We start from the raw sequence: 17453 nt of genomic DNA, 5'->3' as shown, positions 1-17453 counted from the left end.
CGGTAGCACTGCGTTGGTGTGTCGAGGGTAAGGGCGGAGCGGCACTTTGCCCCCGTCCCCGTGCCGGGCTGTGGCTGGAATCACCAAAACGCGGGGGAGGCGACGGGGGCCGCGGATCAGCGGTGCCGGGGGCGGTTGCGGGCCCAGGCGCGGACGGTGTCGGGGTACCAGCGGGGGTGGCCGCTGCCGTCGATCACATCGGGGTCGGGCAGCAGCCCGTGCCGGCGGTAGTTGCGGACGGTTTCGGGCTGGACGTTGATGTGCCGGGCGATCTCGGCGTACGACCACAGTTCATCGCTTGTCACGAGGGCACCTCCGGGGGGACGGGGGCGGACGTTCGTGAGGCAGCCTTACCGGGCGGCACCGGGGCGTTCACGGCAGAACGGGCGCTGTGGCAGTTTCGTGACGAACCGGGAGCGATGTGCGGACAAATGCTCAATTGTCACAGTCGCCACGGTGGTGGCGTTCACCGTCGGCCCGGTACGGTTCGCCGCATGAATGGCATGACGGGAATCTGGCCGGTCCTGGCGGTGGCGGGCTTCGCCGCGGTGGCGGCCGTCGCGGCGGTGCTGGTGAAGCGCACCCGCCCGGCCCCGCGCCCGGCCGGGCCGACCGGTCCACGGCCGCGCCCGAGCACCCGGGACAGCCCGGAGCCGCAGGAGATCTGGTGGGCGCAGGTGCCGTTCGAGGACGGCCCCGGCTCCAAGGACCGCCCCTGCCTGGTGCTGCGGGTGCACGGCCGGACCGCCACCGTCGCGAAGATCACCAGCAAGCACCACGCCGAGCGACCGGGCGTCCTGCCGCTGCCGCCCGGTTCGGTGGGTGACCGGCAGGGCCGGACCAGCTGGCTGGAGACCGACGAGCTGCGCGAGGTGCCGCTGTCGGCGTTCCGCCGCCGGGCCGGCACGGTCGACCGCCAGGTCTGGGCCCGGGCGCAGAAGTCGCTGCAGCGCTAGGCCCAGAGCTGGCCCTGCAGCGCCTCGACCGCCGCCTCGGTGGACTCGGCGGTGTAGATGCCGGTGGACAGGTACTTCCAGCCGCCGTCGGCGACCACGAAGACGATGTCCGCGCGTTCCCCGGCGGCCGCCGCCTTGCGGCCGACGCCGATCGCGGCGTGCAGGATGGCGCCGGTCGAGACGCCCGCGAAGATGCCCTCCTGCTGGAGGAGTTCACGGGTGCGGCGGACGGCGTCCGCGGAGCCGACCGAGAAGCGGGTGGTGAGCACCTCGGCGTCGTACAGCTCGGGGACGAAGCCCTCGTCGAGGTTGCGCAGCCCGTACACCAGGTCGTCGTAGCGTGGCTCGGCGGCGACGATCCGCACGCCGGGGACCTTCTCGCGCAGGAAGCGGCCGACGCCCATCAGGGTGCCGGTGGTGCCGAGGCCGGCCACGAAGTGGGTGACGGTCGGCAGGTCGGCGAGGATCTCGGGCCCGGTGGTGGCGTAGTGGGCGCCCGCGTTGTCGGGGTTGCCGTACTGGTAGAGCATCACCCAGTCGGGGTGCTCGGCGGCGATCTCCTTGGCGATCCGGACGGCGGTGTTGGAGCCGCCGGCGGCCGGGGAGGAGATGATCTCGGCGCCCCACATCCGGAGCAGTTCGCGTCGTTCCTCGCTGGTGTTCTCGGGCATCACGCAGACCATCCGGTAGCCCTTGAGCTTGGCGGCCATGGCGAGCGAGATGCCGGTGTTGCCGCTGGTGGGCTCCAGGATGGTGCAGCCCGGGGTGAGTCGGCCGTCGGCCTCGGCGCGTTCGATCATGTGCAGCGCCGGGCGGTCCTTGATCGAACCGGTGGGGTTGCGGTCCTCCAGCTTGGCCCAGAGGCTCACCAGGCCCTCGGCGTTGCCGGGGACGGCGGCGGACAGCCGCGGCAGGCGGACCAGCGGGGTGTTGCCGACGGCTTCGAGCGGACTGTCGTATCGCAAGGGAGGCCTCCGGCCACGGCGGTGCGGGTGAAGAGGGGTGGCTCCCCCGCCACCGGGCGGGGGAGCCGGGAGATCAGCGGGCGCCGCCGGCCACTGCGGGCAGGATGGTGACGCTGTCGCCGTCGGCGAGGGCGGTGGAGATGCCCTCCAGGAACCGGACGTCCTCGTCGTTCAGGTAGACGTTGACGAAGCGTCGCAGCTCGCCGCCGTCGACCAGGCGGGCGGCGATGCCCGGGTGGCGGGCGTCGAGGTCGGCGAAGAGTTCCCCGAGGTTGCTGCCGTTGCCCTCGACGGCCTTGGCGCCGTCGGTGTAGGTGCGGAGGATGGTCGGGATGCGGACCTCGATGGCCATGGGTGCGCTCCTGTGCGAGTCGGGTGGAGTGGGTGGGCCGCGCCGGGCGCGGCCGGGCGGACGGTGCCCGGGGCGCGGCACCGCCGGTTCGGCGGCGGGCCCGGGGTGGGGCGGGGCGGCTCTCAGCGCGAGCGCGCGGGCGTGCCGGGACAGATCGCGCCGGCGTGCCGGCACAGGTCGATGTGCAGGCGCGCCACGAGGCGGGTGCCCGGGGCCTGGTTGCTCACATCGACGGAACGCATGGGCTCATCGTATAGATTCCCGGGCCCGCTCCGACATGCCTGTCTCGGGATCCGGATGTTCCGGTATCCGATGCTGAGACCTGGCCGGAATCAAACGGGCCCGCCGACCGCTCGCGGAGGGTCGGCGGGCCGCGCCCAGGTGGGTGCTGGTCAAGCCTGGTAGGCCTCGACGACCTGGACGTCTTCCTCTGTGATCTCGCCGTCCACGATGCGGAACGAACGGAACTGGTAGGGGTCGTCCTCGCCGTTGCCGTCGGCTGTGGAGACCAGGACGTAGTGGGCGAACGGCTCGGAGGCGTAGCTCACGTCGGTGCGCGAGGGGTAGGCCTCGGTGGCGGTGTGGGAGTGGTAGACGACGACGGGCTCCTCGTCCCGGTCGTCCATCTCGCGGTAGAGCTTGAGCAGGTCGCCCGAGTCGAACTCGTAGAAGGTGGGCGAGCGGGCGGCGTTGAGCATCGGGATGAACCGCTCGGGCCGGCCACTGCCGGCCGGTCCGGCGACCACGCCGCAGGCCTCGTCCGGGTGGTCGGCGCGGGCGTGGGCCACGATCCGGTCGCGGAGTTCTCGGGTGATGGTCAGCATGTGGTCAGGATAGACACGCCCCGGCAAGTGTCCGCCGGGGCGTCCGAGGCTCGGTCAGTGGGTGTCCACGTTTCCGTTGCGGGCGTGCAGGTGGTCGTGGGCGTGGGCGTGGACCGCCTGCGGGTTGCGGCGCTTGAGCACCTGGTAGCCGATCACCAGCAGCACGGCCCAGCCGGGGAAGACGTACAGCGAGATCCGGTTGTCCTCGTCCAGGCCGATCAGCACCACGACCAGGGCCAGGAAGGCGAGCGCGGCCCAGCTGACCCAGACGCCGCCGGGGGCCTTGAAGGTGGGCGGGGGCAGGTGCCCGCCCTTCCAGGCCTTGCGGTAGCGGATCTGGGAGACCAGGATCATCGCCCAGGTCCACAGGCCGCAGACCGTGGCGACCGAGGTGATGTACTCGAACGCCCGTGCCGGGACGAGGTAGTTGAGCACCACGCCGGCGCCCATCAGCAGGCAGGAGACGGTGATCGCGAAGGCCGGGGTGCGGCGGGTGTTGAGCTTGGTGAGCTGTCCGGGAGCCTGGCCGCGCAGGGCGAGGTCGCGCAGCATGCGGCCGGTGGAGTACATCCCGGAGTTGCAGGAGGAGAGCGCCGCGGTGAGCACCACGAAGTTGATGATGCCGGCCGCCGCCGGGATGCCGATCTTGCCGAAGGCGGCGACGAACGGGCTGACGCCGGGCTGGAACTCCCGCCACGGCACCAGCGAGAGGATGACCACCAGGGCGCCGATGTAGAACAGCGCGATGCGCCAGGGCAGGGTGTTGATGGCGCGCGGCAGGGTCTTCTCGGGGTTCTCGCTCTCGCCCGCGGTGACGCCGACGAGTTCGACGCCGAGGTAGGCGAACATGACGATCTGCAGGGTCATCACCGTGGCGCCGATGCCCTTGGGGAAGAAGCCGCCGTCCTGCCACAGGTGGGTGATCGACGCGGTGTCACCGGCCTTGCTGAAGCCGAGGGTCAGCACGCCGATGCCGATCAGGATCATGCCGATGATGGCGGTGACCTTGACCATGGAGAACCAGAACTCGATCTCGCCGAACAGCTTCACCGAGATCAGGTTGGCCGCGTAGAGGATGACCAGGAAGGTCAGCGCGCTGGCCCACTGCGGGATGTCCGGCGCCCAGAACTTGACGTACACGGCGGCGGCGGTGGTCTCCGCCATGCCGGTGACGACCCAGAACAGCCAGTACGTCCAGCCGGTGACGTAACCGGCGAAGGGGCCGAGGAACTCCCGGGCGTACTCGGCGAAGCTGCCGGAGACCGGGCGGTAGGTGAGCAGTTCGCCGAGGGCCCGCATGATCGCGAAGATCACCAGGCCGGCCACGGCGTAGGACAGGATCAGGCTCGGGCCGGACTTGGAGATCGCGGTGCCGGCGCCGAGGAAGAGACCGGTGCCGATCGCTCCGCCGATCGCGATCATCTGGATCTGGCGGCTGCCGAGTCCCCGCTCGTAGCCCTCCTCGTCCGGTTCCTCGTCGACCACCTGGTCGTAGATCTGCTCGGCCATGGTCACCGTCCTGGGTGGGTCTCGTGGGTGGGGAGAAGTCGTACCACGCAGGGTCCGGATAGCGGTGTTCATCTGAGCGATATTTGAGCATGACCTGTTACGGTTCGCCCGATTTCAACAAGAATGCCCCGGTCGATCGTCCACATGCTGGACGGAACGGCCGGGGCTTGCCCGAAAGCGGGCAGGATTGCCCGGGAAGGCGGACGAAACGGGTCCGCCGTCAGTCGGTGATCGCCTCCAGCAGCGACTCCTGGAGCGCCCCCAGCCACAGGTAGGCCATCACCAGCGGCTTGCGCTCGTCACCGTCCGGCAGCCCGTAGAGGCCCTGCTCGTCGTCCTCGGTGACCTCGAGCCGCACCCCGAGGGTCAGCCGCAGGTCGTTGAGCGCGCCCAGCCAGCGCAGGCAGTCGGCGGCGGGCAGCTTGAGCACCCCGGCGCCGCCGAGGCCGTCCAGCGCCCGGACCACCTGCAGCGCGTCGTCCCGCTTGCGGGCCCGCAGGTCGAGCTCGGTGTAGCGGCGGTACTCTCCGGAGGCGGCCGCCACCTCGACGTCGTCCGGCGTCCCCGGCTCGCCGTAGGCGTTCGGGAACAGCCGGGCCAGTGCCGGGTCGGCGGGGGCCTCGGTCGGGCCCTCGGCGAACAGCGCGGCCAGCGGGTCACCGCCGCCGTCACCGCCCGGGCCGGGGCCGATCAGCTCCAGCATCTGCACTTCCAGCGAGCGCAGGATGGAGGCCTCCACCTCGTCCAGCGCGATCGCCGCGCCGCCATCGCCGATGCTCTCGAACAACCCAGCCATCTGTATCGGTCAGCCCGTCTTCGTCGTCTTCGTCGTCTTCGGCCGCGCCGCCGGACCGGCGGCCGGTCAGTCGTATGTGTGCCGGTGCGCACCCGGTCGCACGCGTGCCGACCTGCGCCCGGGCGGGGTCAGTCGTGCTGGAGCGTCGCCCAGAGGCCGTAGCCGTGCATCGCCTGGACGTCGCGCTCCATCTCCTCGCGCGAACCGCTGGAGACCACCGCCCGGCCCTTGGTGTGCACGTCCATCATCAGCTTCCGGGCCTTGTCCTTCGGGAAGCCGAAGTAGGCCTGGAAGACGTACTGGACATAGCTCATCAGGTTGACCGGGTCGTTGTGCACGATGGTCACCCAGGGCGTGTCCGGCTCGGTCACCGGCTGCCCTTCGACCTCCGGGCGCTCGATCTCCACGGGCGCGACACTCACCGGCGGGCCTCCTCGTTGCACGCTCGTCCGTAATCCCTCAAGCCCCATGCTGCCATCCGGGGGACACCCGGGCGATTCCGGCCCGGGCCGTCGCACGAGAAATCGTCACTTTGACGCTAAGTGGTAGTAGCATCATCCTCATGGACGCCACTTCAGTGCGCGCGGCCGGGTCGACCGCGCTCCTCACCGACCGCTACGAGCTCACCATGCTGCAGGCCGCCCTGCGCAGCGGGGCCGCGCACCGCCGCTCCGTCTTCGAGGTGTTCACCCGCCGCCTGCCCGGCGGCCGCCGCTACGGCGTCCTGGCCGGCACCGGCCGGGTGCTGGACGCCGTGGAGAACTTCCGTTTCAGCAGCGCCCAGTTGGACTGGCTGGCCGACCAGGGCGTGGTCGAGGACGACACCCTGCGCTTCCTCGCCGACTACCGCTTCCGCGGCGACATCCACGGCTACCCCGAGGGCGAGGTCTACTTCCCCGGCTCGCCGGTGCTCACCGTGGAGGGCAGCTTCGCCGAGGCGGTGATCCTGGAGACGGTGATCCTGTCGATCCTCAACTACGACTCCGCGATCGCGGCCGCCGCCTCCCGGATGACCGCCGCCGCCGGCGGCCGTCCGGTGATCGAGATGGGTGCCCGCCGGGCGCACGAGCAGGCCGCCGTCGCCGCCGCCCGGGCCGCCTACATCGCCGGCTTCGCCGCCACCTCCGACCTGGAGGCCGGCTTCACCCACGGCATCCCGACCACCGGCACCTCCGCCCACGCCTTCACCCTGGTGCACGACAGCGAGCGGGACGCCTTCCAGGCCCAGATCGCCTCGATGGGCAAGGGCACCACGCTGCTGGTCGACACCTTCGACCTGCACGAAGCGGTCCGCACGGCCGTCGAGGTGGCCGGCCCCGAGCTGGGCGCGGTTCGGATCGACTCCGGCGACCTCACCCTGCTGGCCCACCGGGTCCGCCGCCAACTGGACGAGCTCGGCGCCGAGAAGACCCGGATCATCGTCACCTCGGACCTGGACGAGTACGCGATCGCCGCCCTGGCCGCCGCCCCGGTGGACGGCTACGGCGTCGGCACCAGCCTGGTCACCGGCAGCGGCCACCCGACCTGCGCCATGGTCTACAAGCTGGTCGCCCGCGCCGAGACCGAGGACGGCCCGCTGGTGCCGGTGGCCAAGCGCGCGGCCGGCGGCAAGACCAGCATCGGCGGCCGCAAGTGGGCCGCCCGCCGGCCCGACGCCGAGGGCGTGGCCGAGGCCGAGGTGATCGGCACCGGCGCGGTCCCGGACGAGCTTCGGCCGCACCTGGTGCAGGTGCCGCTGGTGCTGGGCGGCGAGACGGTCGGCCGCGAGCCGCTGAGCGCCGCCCGCGAGCGGCACGTCCGGGCCCGGGCGGCGCTGCCGCTGTCGGCCACTCAGCTCTCCAAGGGCGATCCGGTCATCCCCAGCGAGCTGATCGACTGACCCCGGCCGGGCCGGATCCACGCGGACCAGCGGTGGGTCCGGAGGCCTTCCGCCCCCGCGCGCCACTCCCTAGAGTCAGCCGTAGAGTTCCCCTGGAATCCTCCAGAGCCGCCGAGGCTCCCCACCACCGGGGCACACCGCCCCCACATCCGAGGATGCGAGCCATGCACCGGGCACTGATCGTCGTCGACGTGCAGAACGACTTCTGCGAGGGCGGCAGTCTGGCCGTCGCCGGCGGCGCCGAGGTGGCCGCCGCCATCACCGATCTGATCGCCGAGTCCTCCCCCGGCTACCAGCACATCCTCGCCACCCGGGACCACCACATCGACCCGGGCGAGCACTTCTCGGCCGAGCCGGACTACGTCTCCAGCTGGCCCGTGCACTGCGTGGCCGGCACCGAAGGCGTCGGCTTCCACCCCAACTTCGCGCCCGCCGTGATCTCCGGCGCGGTCGAGGCGGTGTTCGACAAGGGCGCCTACTCGGCGGCCTACAGCGGCTTCGAGGGACTGGACGAGAACGCCCGCGGCCCGGTGGAGTGGCTGCGCGAACGGCAGGTCGACGAGGTCGACGTGGTCGGCATCGCCACCGACCACTGCGTCCGGGCCACCGCCCTGGACGCCGCGCGGGCCGGCTTCACCACCCGGGTGCTGCTCGACCTCACCGCCGGGGTGGCGCCGAAGACCACCGCCGCCGCGCTGGACGAACTGCGGGCGGCCGGGGTCGAGCTGATCGGCACGCCGGTGGTCCGGTCGTAGGTCCGGTGGGCACGGGCGGCGTTCAGACCACCAGCAGTTCCACCACGTCCGTCCCACCGACCCGGTAGGCCTCGCGCAGTTCGCCGCCGACCGCCTCCGGGTCGGCGGCCAGCCGGGTGCCGGAGACGTACACCACCCGGATGCCCAGGTACTCCATCCGGTGCTGGCCGCCGCGCACCCAGGCGGCCTCGCCCTCGCTGACGCAACGCAGGTCCGAGTCCACCTCCACCGCGACGCCGCGCTCCGGCCAGTAGAGGTCCGGGACGGCGATGTACGTGCCGCCGCGCATCCGCAGCTCGGGGGAGCTCAGCGGGGCGGGCAGCAGCCACTCGTCCACCAGTCGGCCGACCTGATCCAGCACCAGGTCCCGCTCACCGGCGAGGAGTTCGTCCAGCGCCGCGCGCACCCGCGGCTCGCCGGTCAGCCCGGAGTCGATCAGCTCATCGGCCAACTCCCTTACCGTGCAGCAATTCTCCGGGCGGGCGACGGCCTCCCGCAGCACCTCGCGCACCGGCGCCGGGGTGCCCGGGTCGGCCGTCCACTCGCACAGCGCGTCCGCGACCGCCCGGGCCACCGGTGCGCAGGCCAGGCCGTGCACCGAGCGGGCCACCAACTCCCGTTCGGTGCGCCGGATCCGCACCTCGCCGGCGTCCTTGAGCCGGCGCTGGCGGGGCACCAGGACGTCCACCCCTGTCACCGCGGGCAGCCGGGGCACGGCGGCGAAGCCGTACAGCGCCAGTGCGGCGGCCCCGGTGATCACCGCGCCCTCGCGGCGGCCCTCCTCCCGGCCGTTCTGCGCCGCGTACAGCAGCGCGGCCCACATCCGCTGCTCCGGGGTGGGCTCGCCGGACTGCAGCAGGTAGACCCGGGGCAGCAGCCGCTGCCAGGGGCCGCCCCGGCGGCAGTGCCCGGTGACGACCCGGGCCGGCACGCCGCGGGCGCGCAGCTGGCTCGCGGTGACGACGTTCTGCTGACGCTTCGCCAGTTCCTCCAGGGACGGCGGCGCCGAGGGAATCCGGTAGCTCATGCGCCCGCCTCGCTTCGCTCGCTCATGCGCACCCCTTGATGGTTCGCTCAGTGCGTTCGCTCAGTGCGTTCGCTCATGCCGCCACCATCCCCAACCCCCGCCGCTCACGAGTCGCAGCCTGACGCACTGTTACGCAACCGTCGCCAAACCGGGATCAGCCTGCACTAAAGTCCCCATACCCTCACTCATTTGGAGTAAATGACGCTCATATGGCTATCGGATCTGATCGAAAACGATCGCCGACCTGGTCGCCTGACCCAGAGTGATCAAGGGCATACGGCGAGGGACCCTCAGCGCGTCAATCCCGCCCCGGGGATTGCCTAGGCTTACGTCATGTCACGTGACGAGACCGCCGGCCTCCGCGCGGCCCAGCTCCGCCTCGGCCGCCTGCCCGGATACGTCCGCCGCCCGGACCCGGCCCGCCGCAGCGGTGAGAAGGGCCATACGTACAAGAAGGGCTGGGAGGTCCGCTTCACCGCCCGCAGCGAGGCGGAGATAGCCGAGATCCGCGACCTGGTGGTCGCCGCCGGGTTCGCGCCGGCCAGACCCTTCTTCAAGGGACACCAGCTCATCCAGCCGGTCTACGGCATAGCGGCCGTGCAGGCCTATCTGGCCGCTAGACAGGCGGCCGAGGAACACGCCGAGCGGGTCGCGCTCGGCCGGCGCCGGCGGGCGGCGGGGGCGCACTCCGGTGCGGCCCACGCGGTTGGCGGGCACACCGCCGGGGGGCATGCGGCCGGCGGACATGCCGTCGGCGGACCAGGCAGTGCCGGCGGCCCCTGCGCTTCCGGTGCTCCCGGCGTTTCCAGCGCTTCCGGCGCTTCCGGCACTCACCGGTGCGAGCGAGAGGAGGCCGCCGCGGCGGCCCAGTTGGCCCGGCGGACGGCCCTTGGGGCATTTCCCGCCCAGGTCGAACGCGGCAACACCGCCGACGACCGGATCGCCCCCTCGGAGGCCCGTACGAGCTCCTGACCGGGCGGCCCCGCACCGCCCCGCCCCGCGCCCCGGTTGCCGCAGGCCGCCGGGGCGCGCGATCGCCGTAACCCGCCCCCGCCCACCGGTACCCGCCCCGACGCAACACCCGCCGTGAGTGCGGTTGCGCGGATGGTTGTGCGGCCGCGACTTCGCGCCGTGGGCGTGGACGCCGGACCCGGCAGGCCCTACGGTGGCACCTCAACTGCCCTGCAGCACCTCCCCTCATACACCCTCTGACCAGCCGCGACACGCTCGCGCCTACGTCCCCCCGCACCATTGCGCAGCACTCCCGGGACCGGTCGCGACCGGCCCTCGCCCGACCTCGCCCGGCAGTACCGCCGCCGCGCCGCACCGACTGCCGCCGGAACCGGCCGAGCGGCGGCGGGTTCCGGGCATTCCATCAGATTGGTCACCCAGCGCACCGAGGGCCTACCGTAGAGTGAGCACAGATGATCGACCGTCAGAAACCCATCTCCCTTTCCGAGAAGACGAGATGACCAACCGTCACACGAGCGCCGCCGGGCCTCCCCCCGAGCCCGGCGAACCGGAGGACGTACCACTGGAATTCGCGGCCTTCTGCGAACTCCACCGCCCCCGGTACCTCAGCTACGCCCGGGTGTGGCTGGCCGAGCACGGCGACGCGGCCGCCGCCGTGCAGCAGGCCTTCGCGGAAATCGCCGTCCAGTGGCGGGAGTTACTGACCAGCCACAACCCGACCGCGCTGGCCTGGCAGATCCTGCGCGGCACCGTCGCGGAGCACACCCGACAGGTGCCCGTCGTCCCGGACCGCCACCCCGCCGACGACGACCTGGCGATCCTCCACTACGTCGTCGGCCTCGCCGCACCCGAGATCGCCGACGTCATCGGCACCGACACCGCCAGCGTGGCCGGGCGGCTGCGGCGCACCATGCTGCACGAGGCCTCCGGTTGGTGACCCCGCCCGCCCCCGGGGGCCTCAGACCCGCTCGCCCGTCACGTCGTACAGGTGGTGCACCGGGTCGTGGATCAGGTAGCGGGCGAAGGACTCGACCGTGAACCGCGCCCCGTCGCTGCGGTTCCCGGTCCGCCGCCACTGCTCCCCCGCCACCGCGTCGAACGCCGTCGCCAGAGCCTCGGCGGCCTCCGCCAGCTCCCCGGCCACCACCTGCGGTTGCTGCTCCCAGTAGCGCTCGGCGGCCGCCGTCTCGTCCTGGTTCCAGTTGGGGAACAGCGGGCCGTCCTGGTCCAGCATCAGGTTCAGCCGGACGAGGAACAGCCGGAAGACGTCCCGGACGTGGCAGGCGTACTCCAGGTCCGACCAGACCTCCGGGGACGGACGGCGCCGCAGCCCCTCGCCGTCGCCGGCCAGCACCGTCAGCCAGCCGTGCGCGTTCGCCCGGACCATCGCGGCGACGTCCGTGGCGGCCACCGCCGGGGTGTCCAACCCGCAGTCGGGGCACGGGCGTTCCAGGACCCAGGTCCAGTCCTTGGTGTCGGGGACGATCGCGTCGGCGGGGCTCAGGGCGTTCTCGGAAGTGCTCATGCGCCCAGCATGGCGCCCGCCCGGACCACCCCACCAGCGGCATGGGCGCCAGCGACCGCCGAATTACTGCCAGGGTGCCCCGCCCCACCGGGCCCGCAGGTCAGTGCCCTTGGCGCTCGTACTCCAGCCGGGCCGCCAGCAGGCTGTCCAGGTTCTCGCGGCTCCACTCGCACACCGCGTCCATCGGCCCGAGCAGCGTGCGGCCCAGCGACGTCAGCGCGTACTCCACCCGCGGCGGGTTCTCGGCGTACTCGGTCCGGGCCACCACGCCGTCCTGCTCCATCGAACGCAGCGACTCCGCCAGCACCTTGGCGGTGATGCCGCTCAACGGGACCCGCAGCTCGGAGAAGCGGCGCGGGCCGTCCTCCAGGCAGCGGATGATCTTCCAGGCCCACTTGCGGCTGCCCAGCACCGGCACCGACTGCACCGGGCAGTCGGCCGGGAAGAAGTCCGCCGACAACGGCGAGAGACTGGTCTGCGTCATACCCCCGACGGTACCCGCCGGCGGTCGGTACCGTTGAAGTAACCGGCACCCTCCGGTCTACCGTCCCGGCAGCGGCGGGCGAACCAGCCCGCCCCACCGGACAGGAGACCGCCATGACCAGCACCACCACCGACCGGCCGCACCGCTCGGACGTCATCGTCTACGGCGCGGGCGGGCAGGTCGGCCGCGCCGTCGTCATCGAGGCCCGCAGGCGCGGCCTCACCGTCACCGCCGCCGTCCGCGACCCCGAACGCCACGCCGACCTCGCCGGGGAGGGAGTCACCCTGCTGCGCTGCGACGTCACCGACCCGGCCGCCGTCGCCGCCACCGCCCCAGGGCACACGGCAGCCGTCAGCTCCGTCTACACCCCCGACACCCCCTCCGCCGAGTTCTACCGCGCCGCCACCACCGCACTCGTCACCGGCCTCGACCGGGCGGACGTCCGACGACTCGTCAGCGTCGGCGTCGCCACCACCCTGGAGACCGCCCCCGGTGTCGCCGTCCACGACGACCCCGAATTCCCCGAGGCGTACCGCACCTTCTCCCTCGGCCACTCCGCCGCCCTCGACCTGCTGCGCGACTCCCCCGCCACCCTCGACTGGGTCGTCGTCACCCCGCCGATGGACCTCGACCGCACCGCCCCCGGCACCGGCCGCTACCGCGTCGGCGGTCCCCAGGTCCTCGGCCCCCGCATCGCCCAGGCCGACCTCGCCGTCGCCGTCATCGACGAACTCACCGCCCCGGCCCACCACCGGCAGCAGATCGCCGTCGCCGAATAGCTCCCCACAAGAACAATTCCCTGCACGAACGGGTATCGGCGGGCATCCTGGACACCATGCCCGCCGACCTCTCCGCCCTCGCGGTCAAACCCACCCTGCACGGCCCCACCATCCGGCTCGTCCCCCTGGACGCCCGGCACACCGAGCCGATGTGGAAGCTCTGCACCGACCGGGAGACCAACCGACTCACCGGCACCCGGGCGGTCTTCACCCGCGACCGGATCGAGGACTGGTGCACCACCCGCCCCGACCAGCCCGACCGGCTCGACCTCGCGTTCGAAGACCCCGCCACCGGCCGCGGCATTGGCACCGAAACCACCCTCCTGGTCCTGCGCCACGCCTTCGAGACCGTCCGCCTCCACCGCGTTCACCTCGACGTCTACGAGTACAACGAACGCGCCGTCCACGCCTACCGGAAGGCCGGCTTCACCCTCGCAGGCCGCGCCCGCCAGGCCCACCACTGGGACGACCGCTACTGGGTCTCATCGCAGTGCACCGGGCTTCGGCCCGGTGGTGAAGCGATTGTGAGTCCTGTTCCGAGCTGTACTGACGCGTGCTCTCGCGCTGTTGTCAGTGCTGCCCGATAGGTTGGTCGTCGTGCAACTTCGGCACTCGTTCCGCGTGTACCCGAACGGGCCTCAGCGCTCCGCGCTGGCGAGGGCGTTCGGGTGTGCTCGGGTGGTCTTCAACGACGCGCTTCGCGTCCGCGAGGACGCCCGTGCCAACGGGCTGCCGTTCGTCACCTCCGGCGGGTTGTCCACGAGGCTCACGGCCTCGAAGGGGACACCGGAGCGTGGATGGCTCCGCGAGGTGTCCTCGGTGGTGCTGCAACAGTCGTTGCGGGATCTGGATGCCGCGTACCGGAACTTCTTCGATGGGTTGAAGGGCAAGCGCCCGAAGACGGGACCGCCCCGGTTCAAGTCCCGGAAGGACACCCGGCAGGCGATCCGTTTCACCGCGAACGCCCGGTGGAGGATCACCCCGGGCGGGGACCTGTCCCTGCCGAAGATCGGCGACGTACGGGTGAAGTGGTCCCGTGTCCTGCCGTCGGTGCCGTCCACGGTGACGGTGATCAAGGACAGCGCGGGCCGGTACTTCGCGTCGTTCGTCGTGGAGACCGAACCCGGGATCCTGCCCGAGACCGAGCCGACGGTCGGTCTCGATCTCGGGCTCGGGCACTTCGCCGTCCTCTCCGACGGCACGAAGATCGACAGCCCGCGCTTCCTGCGGCGTGCCGAGAAGCGTCTCAAGCGCGCCCAACAGGCTCTGTCCCGCAAGGAGCGGGGCAGCAACAACCGGACCAGGGCCCGCGTCAAGGTCGCCAAGGCACACGCCAAGGTGGCCGACGCCCGGCGGGAGTTCCACCACCAGCTCTCCACCCGGCTGATGTGCGACAACCAAGCCATCGCGGTGGAGGACCTGGCGGTCAAGGGACTCGCCCGCACCCGGCTGGCCAAGTCCGTGAACGACGCCGGATGGTCGGCGTTCGTGAGCATGCTGGAGTACAAGGCCACGAAGTTCGGTCGGCCCTGATCAGGATCGGCCGGTTCGAGCCCACCAGCCAGGTGTGCTCGACCTGCGGTGTCAAGGACGGCCCCAAGCCAACATCGCCAAGGCCGCCGGACTGGCGGTGACAGCCTGTCGAGCGCAGGTAAGACCGGGACCCGTCCCGGCACAGCGCGAAGAAGCAGGAACCCACCGAGACGGTCAGACCACCGTGGTAGGAATCCCCGGGCTCTAGCCCGGGGAGCGGAAGTCAAGGGGACGTCCTCCACATGGCCGCCCTACGCGACGACTGGCTCGCCGCTCACTGACCGGGGCCCCCGTACGGGGGCCACTGCGGCGGCTGCTGCTGCGGCGGCCAGGAGGTAGCGGCAGCCGCCCGCCTCCGCCGCCGAGCCATCAGCACCGCGGCCACCGACGCCCCGAGCACCACGGCACCGGCGGCCGCGGCGCCGATCACCAGGCCGGTGTTGTCGCTGCCGCCGCCGCTGTCACCCTCGGGGACGACGGGCTGCACGGAGGGCTGGTCCGTCGCGTCGCTGTCGTCGTCGACCGGCGGGGTGCCCTTCGACTCGGGCCGCTTCGCGAGCGGGTTCTCCTTCGGCCCGTTGTCCACGGCCGGGTTCGCCTCCAGCGCCTTCGCGGGGGCGACGGTCCCGTAGCCGTAGTGGTTGTTGGGGACCACCGTCCCGTTGGCGGGCGGGGTGGCCGTCTTGATCATCCGGTTGATCACCTGACCGGCGGACAGGTCGGGGTACTTGGAGCGGATGAGCGCGGCGGTGGCGGAGACGTAGGCGGTGGCGTCGGAGGTACCGTCCCCCTCCCCGTAACCCGTCGAGGACTTGGCTGTGGCGTGGTAGATGTCCACCCCGGGCGCGACGAGCGTGGTCTCGGGACCCGACGTGGACTTGTCCCACACGGCCCCCTTGGAGTCAACCGCCCCAACGGCCACCACTCCTGGAAAGGCCGCCGGATATTCGACGTCCATGTTTGCTCCGGTGTTGCCTGCGGCAGCGACCAGCACGGCATCCTTCGACACGGCGTAGTTGACAGCCTTTCGCAACTTCGAATCGAAGCGAAAGTCCCTCCCTCCGAGGGAGATATTCACGACCTTCGCACCATGGTCCACCGCAAAGCGAATCGCGTCCGCGAATGCATTCGGCTGAGGAGCGGAATCATCGCCTTTCGTTCCTACCTTCACCGGCAGGATCTTCGCCTTCGGAGCCAGGCCCTCGACCCCTGCCTGTGCCCCGTGCCCATGCCCCGCGATCAGGCTCGCCATACCGGTGCCGTGACCGTCGCCGTCCACACGACCGTCCGTGTTGCCACCGGAGAGGTCGGCTCCGGGAAGCACCTGCCCGATCAGGTCCTGATGATCTTGATTCACTCCGGTATCGATCACAGCGACGATCACCCCGTCGCCTTGGCTGACCGGCCAGACCTTGGCCTCAGCCTCGAAGCCCTTCAGAGCCCACTGCTGGTCCCTGATCTGATCAGCCGATGCCGCTGGTGCAGCGACAGTGCAGACCACTGCGCCAGCAGCAAGGGCCGCCGTACCACGCGCCAACAGGCGGCTCGTCAAACCCGGTCACCCCACTCAACGAGGCATCCCGCAGGCCACCGACCTGCGGGATGCGATCAGATCACCCGTCCGTCTACGGACCGGCCTCATTCCACCACGTTCGGGTTGGCCGGCTTGTCCGACGCCCAGGTCTCCTCGTCTTCGACGAGGTAGTCCGGACGCTTGCCGTCCTTCCCGCGGTCCTTCTTGCGGCGCTGTGCCTCACTCATCGGGACGCCGTGCGCCATAGCGCCCGTGCCACGGGCCTCGGCTTCAGCAGCCATCCGGTTCCGAGCCCCCAGTCCCGATCCGCCCTCCGTGAAGGCCTGCTTGCCACGTGCTCCGGCGCCGGGCGACGGCGTCTCACGGACAGCGCCCCCGGGCCGGGCCACAGAACCGCCCACCTGTTTGGTGCCCGATGCCCCACGGCCCCCGGCTCCAATGCCTGGATAGACCTCACCGCCACCCCCGGTACCGACGGCCCGGCCACTACGGGGACCCGTGCCTTCCACTGGTGTCGTGCTGCCGGGGAGTTCCTTACCACCGAATCCGGTCTTGCCCTGCCCGAAGCCTGGCCCGACCGGGGTGCTCTGCATGGTCGGCCCTGAGGGACTGACCGTCGTCTGCCCACCCCCACCGGCGATCGGTCCGCTCGTGGGACCTGTGGGCGAGGTCGTGGTGAGGCCGGACGTCTGGGTCCCGGAAGTGACGGAGCTCGGCACACTTCCGCTCGGACGGGACACCGGAGTGCCCGAGACACCCGAATCAGGAACACGGCTCGCTGTGGTCGACGGTTTCGACGGGGCCTGCGCCGTACCTCCCTTGATCCCGGCGTCGGTCGGGGCGGCCACACTCCTGGAGGTGGGACCGGCCACCGTCGACGTCTGCGCGGACCTGGGCCGCTGCGGCGCAGTGACAGCCGCCGACCTCGCCGAAGTGCCCCCAGCTCCGAAAGAGGTCCCCGACACCACCGCCGCGACCGCTGCGGCCGCCCCACTCGGGTCGTCCTGTGACGTCTTGTCAGGATCGCTTCGTTTCGCCGGCTTGAGGTCCAAAGCCGGAGCCTTCAAGGCCGGCGTAGCGATGCGGTAGTGCATCGCCAGCGTCTGCATGACCGCCGCCGCTTCGGCCTTCTTCCGGTCGGCGACCGGGATGTGCTCGTCGTCGGTGCTGAAGACGTCCCCGACGGTGTCCTTGAGCTTGTCCCAGTTGCCGGGTTCCTCCGGCATGTCGCGCTTGGCCTTGGCCATCGCCTCGGACATGTTGTGGAGGGTGTTGGCCGCGTCGTTGGCGTAGGCGGCGGCCTCGTTGATGTTGGCGGCGAGGGTGAGCATGGAGGTGTGGAAGGAGTCGCTGGTCGTTCCTTCCCAGGTGGTGGCCGCCTCGGTGCTGGCCTTCGTCAGGGTCTTGCGGATCTCCTTGAGGGTGGTCGCCGCCTTGCGCCAGGGATCGCCGGCGGCCATCACCGCGCCGGGGTCGAGGGCCTGTGCCATCTTGCGGAGATCGGCATGGCTGTACTTGGTGAAGTCGGTGTAGACCACGGGTGGTTCACCTCCGGTCGGATGG

General features: G+C 71.4%; 20 protein-coding genes and 1 pseudogene. 8 read left to right on the top strand and 13 right to left on the bottom strand.

The annotated features are described in order from the left end of the window. Positions 1–116: 116 nt before the first annotated feature. Positions 117–305 carry a helix-turn-helix transcriptional regulator gene (locus ACFVWU_RS01425; RefSeq protein ID WP_387613874.1) on the bottom strand — a complete coding sequence of 63 codons (189 nt, stop codon included), beginning with the start codon at positions 303–305 and terminating at the stop codon, positions 117–119. A gap of 189 nt (positions 306–494) precedes the next feature. Between ACFVWU_RS01425 and ACFVWU_RS01420 the strand changes: the two genes are divergently transcribed. Then, positions 495–956: a type II toxin-antitoxin system PemK/MazF family toxin gene (locus ACFVWU_RS01420; RefSeq protein ID WP_387613872.1), complete on the top strand. Its 462-nt coding sequence runs from the start codon at positions 495–497 to the stop codon at positions 954–956. Here ACFVWU_RS01420 and ACFVWU_RS01415 read toward each other — a convergent pair. From ACFVWU_RS01415 to clpS, 7 genes are all read right to left on the bottom strand, one after another. After that, entirely contained in the window at positions 953–1921 is a 969-nt protein-coding gene (locus tag ACFVWU_RS01415) for a PLP-dependent cysteine synthase family protein (RefSeq protein WP_387613869.1), read from the bottom strand. The two genes, ACFVWU_RS01420 and ACFVWU_RS01415, sit on opposite strands and share 4 nt — an antisense overlap. Positions 1922–1994: 73 nt before the next feature. Further along, on the bottom strand, positions 1995–2273 hold the full coding sequence (locus ACFVWU_RS01410; RefSeq protein ID WP_363434122.1) for a MoaD/ThiS family protein: 279 nt from the start codon (positions 2271–2273) through the stop codon (positions 1995–1997). 122 nt (positions 2274–2395) lie between these two features. After that, on the bottom strand, positions 2396–2515 hold the full coding sequence (locus ACFVWU_RS01405; protein ID WP_317621128.1) for a putative leader peptide: 120 nt from the start codon (positions 2513–2515) through the stop codon (positions 2396–2398). 150 nt (positions 2516–2665) lie between these two features. Then, positions 2666–3097 (bottom strand): Mov34/MPN/PAD-1 family protein, encoded by a 432-nt coding sequence (locus ACFVWU_RS01400; protein WP_380611461.1) that lies wholly within the window; start codon positions 3095–3097, stop codon positions 2666–2668. Positions 3098–3151: 54 nt separating this feature from the next. Next, complete coding sequence (locus ACFVWU_RS01395; protein WP_387613865.1) at positions 3152–4606, bottom strand: amino acid permease; 1455 nt, start codon at positions 4604–4606, stop codon at positions 3152–3154. Positions 4607–4826: 220 nt separating this feature from the next. Continuing rightward, positions 4827–5402, bottom strand: coding sequence for a DUF2017 domain-containing protein (locus ACFVWU_RS01390; RefSeq protein ID WP_387613862.1), 576 nt, complete (start codon positions 5400–5402; stop codon positions 4827–4829). A 128-nt stretch (positions 5403–5530) separates the two neighbouring features. After that, on the bottom strand, positions 5531–5824 hold the full coding sequence (clpS, locus tag ACFVWU_RS01385) for an ATP-dependent Clp protease adapter ClpS (RefSeq protein ID WP_188305571.1): 294 nt from the start codon (positions 5822–5824) through the stop codon (positions 5531–5533). 140 nt (positions 5825–5964) lie between these two features. Between clpS and ACFVWU_RS01380 the strand changes: the two genes are divergently transcribed. Next, positions 5965–7281 carry a nicotinate phosphoribosyltransferase gene (locus ACFVWU_RS01380; protein ID WP_387613859.1) on the top strand — a complete coding sequence of 439 codons (1317 nt, stop codon included), beginning with the start codon at positions 5965–5967 and terminating at the stop codon, positions 7279–7281. 164 nt (positions 7282–7445) lie between these two features. Then, a complete protein-coding gene (locus ACFVWU_RS01375; protein ID WP_387613857.1) occupies positions 7446–8036 on the top strand; it encodes an isochorismatase family protein in 591 nt (196 codons plus the stop codon). Positions 8037–8058: 22 nt separating this feature from the next. Here ACFVWU_RS01375 and ACFVWU_RS01370 read toward each other — a convergent pair whose 3' ends face one another. Next, positions 8059–9063, bottom strand: a complete 1005-nt coding sequence (locus tag ACFVWU_RS01370) for a hypothetical protein (protein ID WP_387613854.1) — start codon at positions 9061–9063, stop codon at positions 8059–8061. 333 nt (positions 9064–9396) lie between these two features. On the opposite strand from ACFVWU_RS01370, the gene ACFVWU_RS01365 reads away from it, so the two are divergent. Beyond that, positions 9397–10035: a hypothetical protein gene (locus tag ACFVWU_RS01365; protein ID WP_387613851.1), complete on the top strand. Its 639-nt coding sequence runs from the start codon at positions 9397–9399 to the stop codon at positions 10033–10035. Between the two features lie 496 nt (positions 10036–10531). Next, complete coding sequence (locus ACFVWU_RS01360) at positions 10532–10972, top strand: hypothetical protein (protein ID WP_387613849.1); 441 nt, start codon at positions 10532–10534, stop codon at positions 10970–10972. 21 nt (positions 10973–10993) lie between these two features. Here ACFVWU_RS01360 and ACFVWU_RS01355 read toward each other — a convergent pair whose 3' ends face one another. Next, positions 10994–11560, bottom strand: a complete 567-nt coding sequence (locus ACFVWU_RS01355; protein WP_387613847.1) for a DinB family protein — start codon at positions 11558–11560, stop codon at positions 10994–10996. A gap of 100 nt (positions 11561–11660) precedes the next feature. Beyond that, positions 11661–12044 (bottom strand): winged helix-turn-helix transcriptional regulator, encoded by a 384-nt coding sequence (locus ACFVWU_RS01350; RefSeq protein ID WP_387613845.1) that lies wholly within the window; start codon positions 12042–12044, stop codon positions 11661–11663. Between the two features lie 113 nt (positions 12045–12157). On the opposite strand from ACFVWU_RS01350, the gene ACFVWU_RS01345 reads away from it, so the two are divergent. From ACFVWU_RS01345 to ACFVWU_RS01335, 3 genes and pseudogenes are all read left to right on the top strand, one after another. Continuing rightward, a complete protein-coding gene (locus tag ACFVWU_RS01345) occupies positions 12158–12823 on the top strand; it encodes an NAD(P)-dependent oxidoreductase (RefSeq protein ID WP_387613843.1) in 666 nt (221 codons plus the stop codon). Between the two features lie 56 nt (positions 12824–12879). Beyond that, positions 12880–13410 carry a GNAT family N-acetyltransferase gene (locus tag ACFVWU_RS01340; RefSeq protein ID WP_387613840.1) on the top strand — a complete coding sequence of 177 codons (531 nt, stop codon included), beginning with the start codon at positions 12880–12882 and terminating at the stop codon, positions 13408–13410. A 10-nt stretch (positions 13411–13420) separates the two neighbouring features. Continuing rightward, a pseudogene (locus ACFVWU_RS01335) lies at positions 13421–14564 on the top strand (RNA-guided endonuclease InsQ/TnpB family protein). Positions 14565–14630: 66 nt separating this feature from the next. Here the strand turns inward: ACFVWU_RS01335 and mycP are convergent. Continuing rightward, positions 14631–15908 carry a type VII secretion-associated serine protease mycosin gene (gene mycP / locus ACFVWU_RS01330; RefSeq protein ID WP_387613838.1) on the bottom strand — a complete coding sequence of 426 codons (1278 nt, stop codon included), beginning with the start codon at positions 15906–15908 and terminating at the stop codon, positions 14631–14633. An 86-nt stretch (positions 15909–15994) separates the two neighbouring features. Continuing rightward, positions 15995–17428, bottom strand: a complete 1434-nt coding sequence (locus ACFVWU_RS01325; protein WP_387613835.1) for a hypothetical protein — start codon at positions 17426–17428, stop codon at positions 15995–15997. Positions 17429–17453 lie beyond the last annotated feature (25 nt).

This window comes from Kitasatospora sp. NPDC058190, from assembly GCF_042883685.1.
Lineage (GTDB): Bacteria > Actinomycetota > Actinomycetes > Streptomycetales > Streptomycetaceae > Kitasatospora.
Note: the sequence above shows the minus strand (reverse complement) of the source record. Positions and strands in the feature narration are given on the sequence as shown.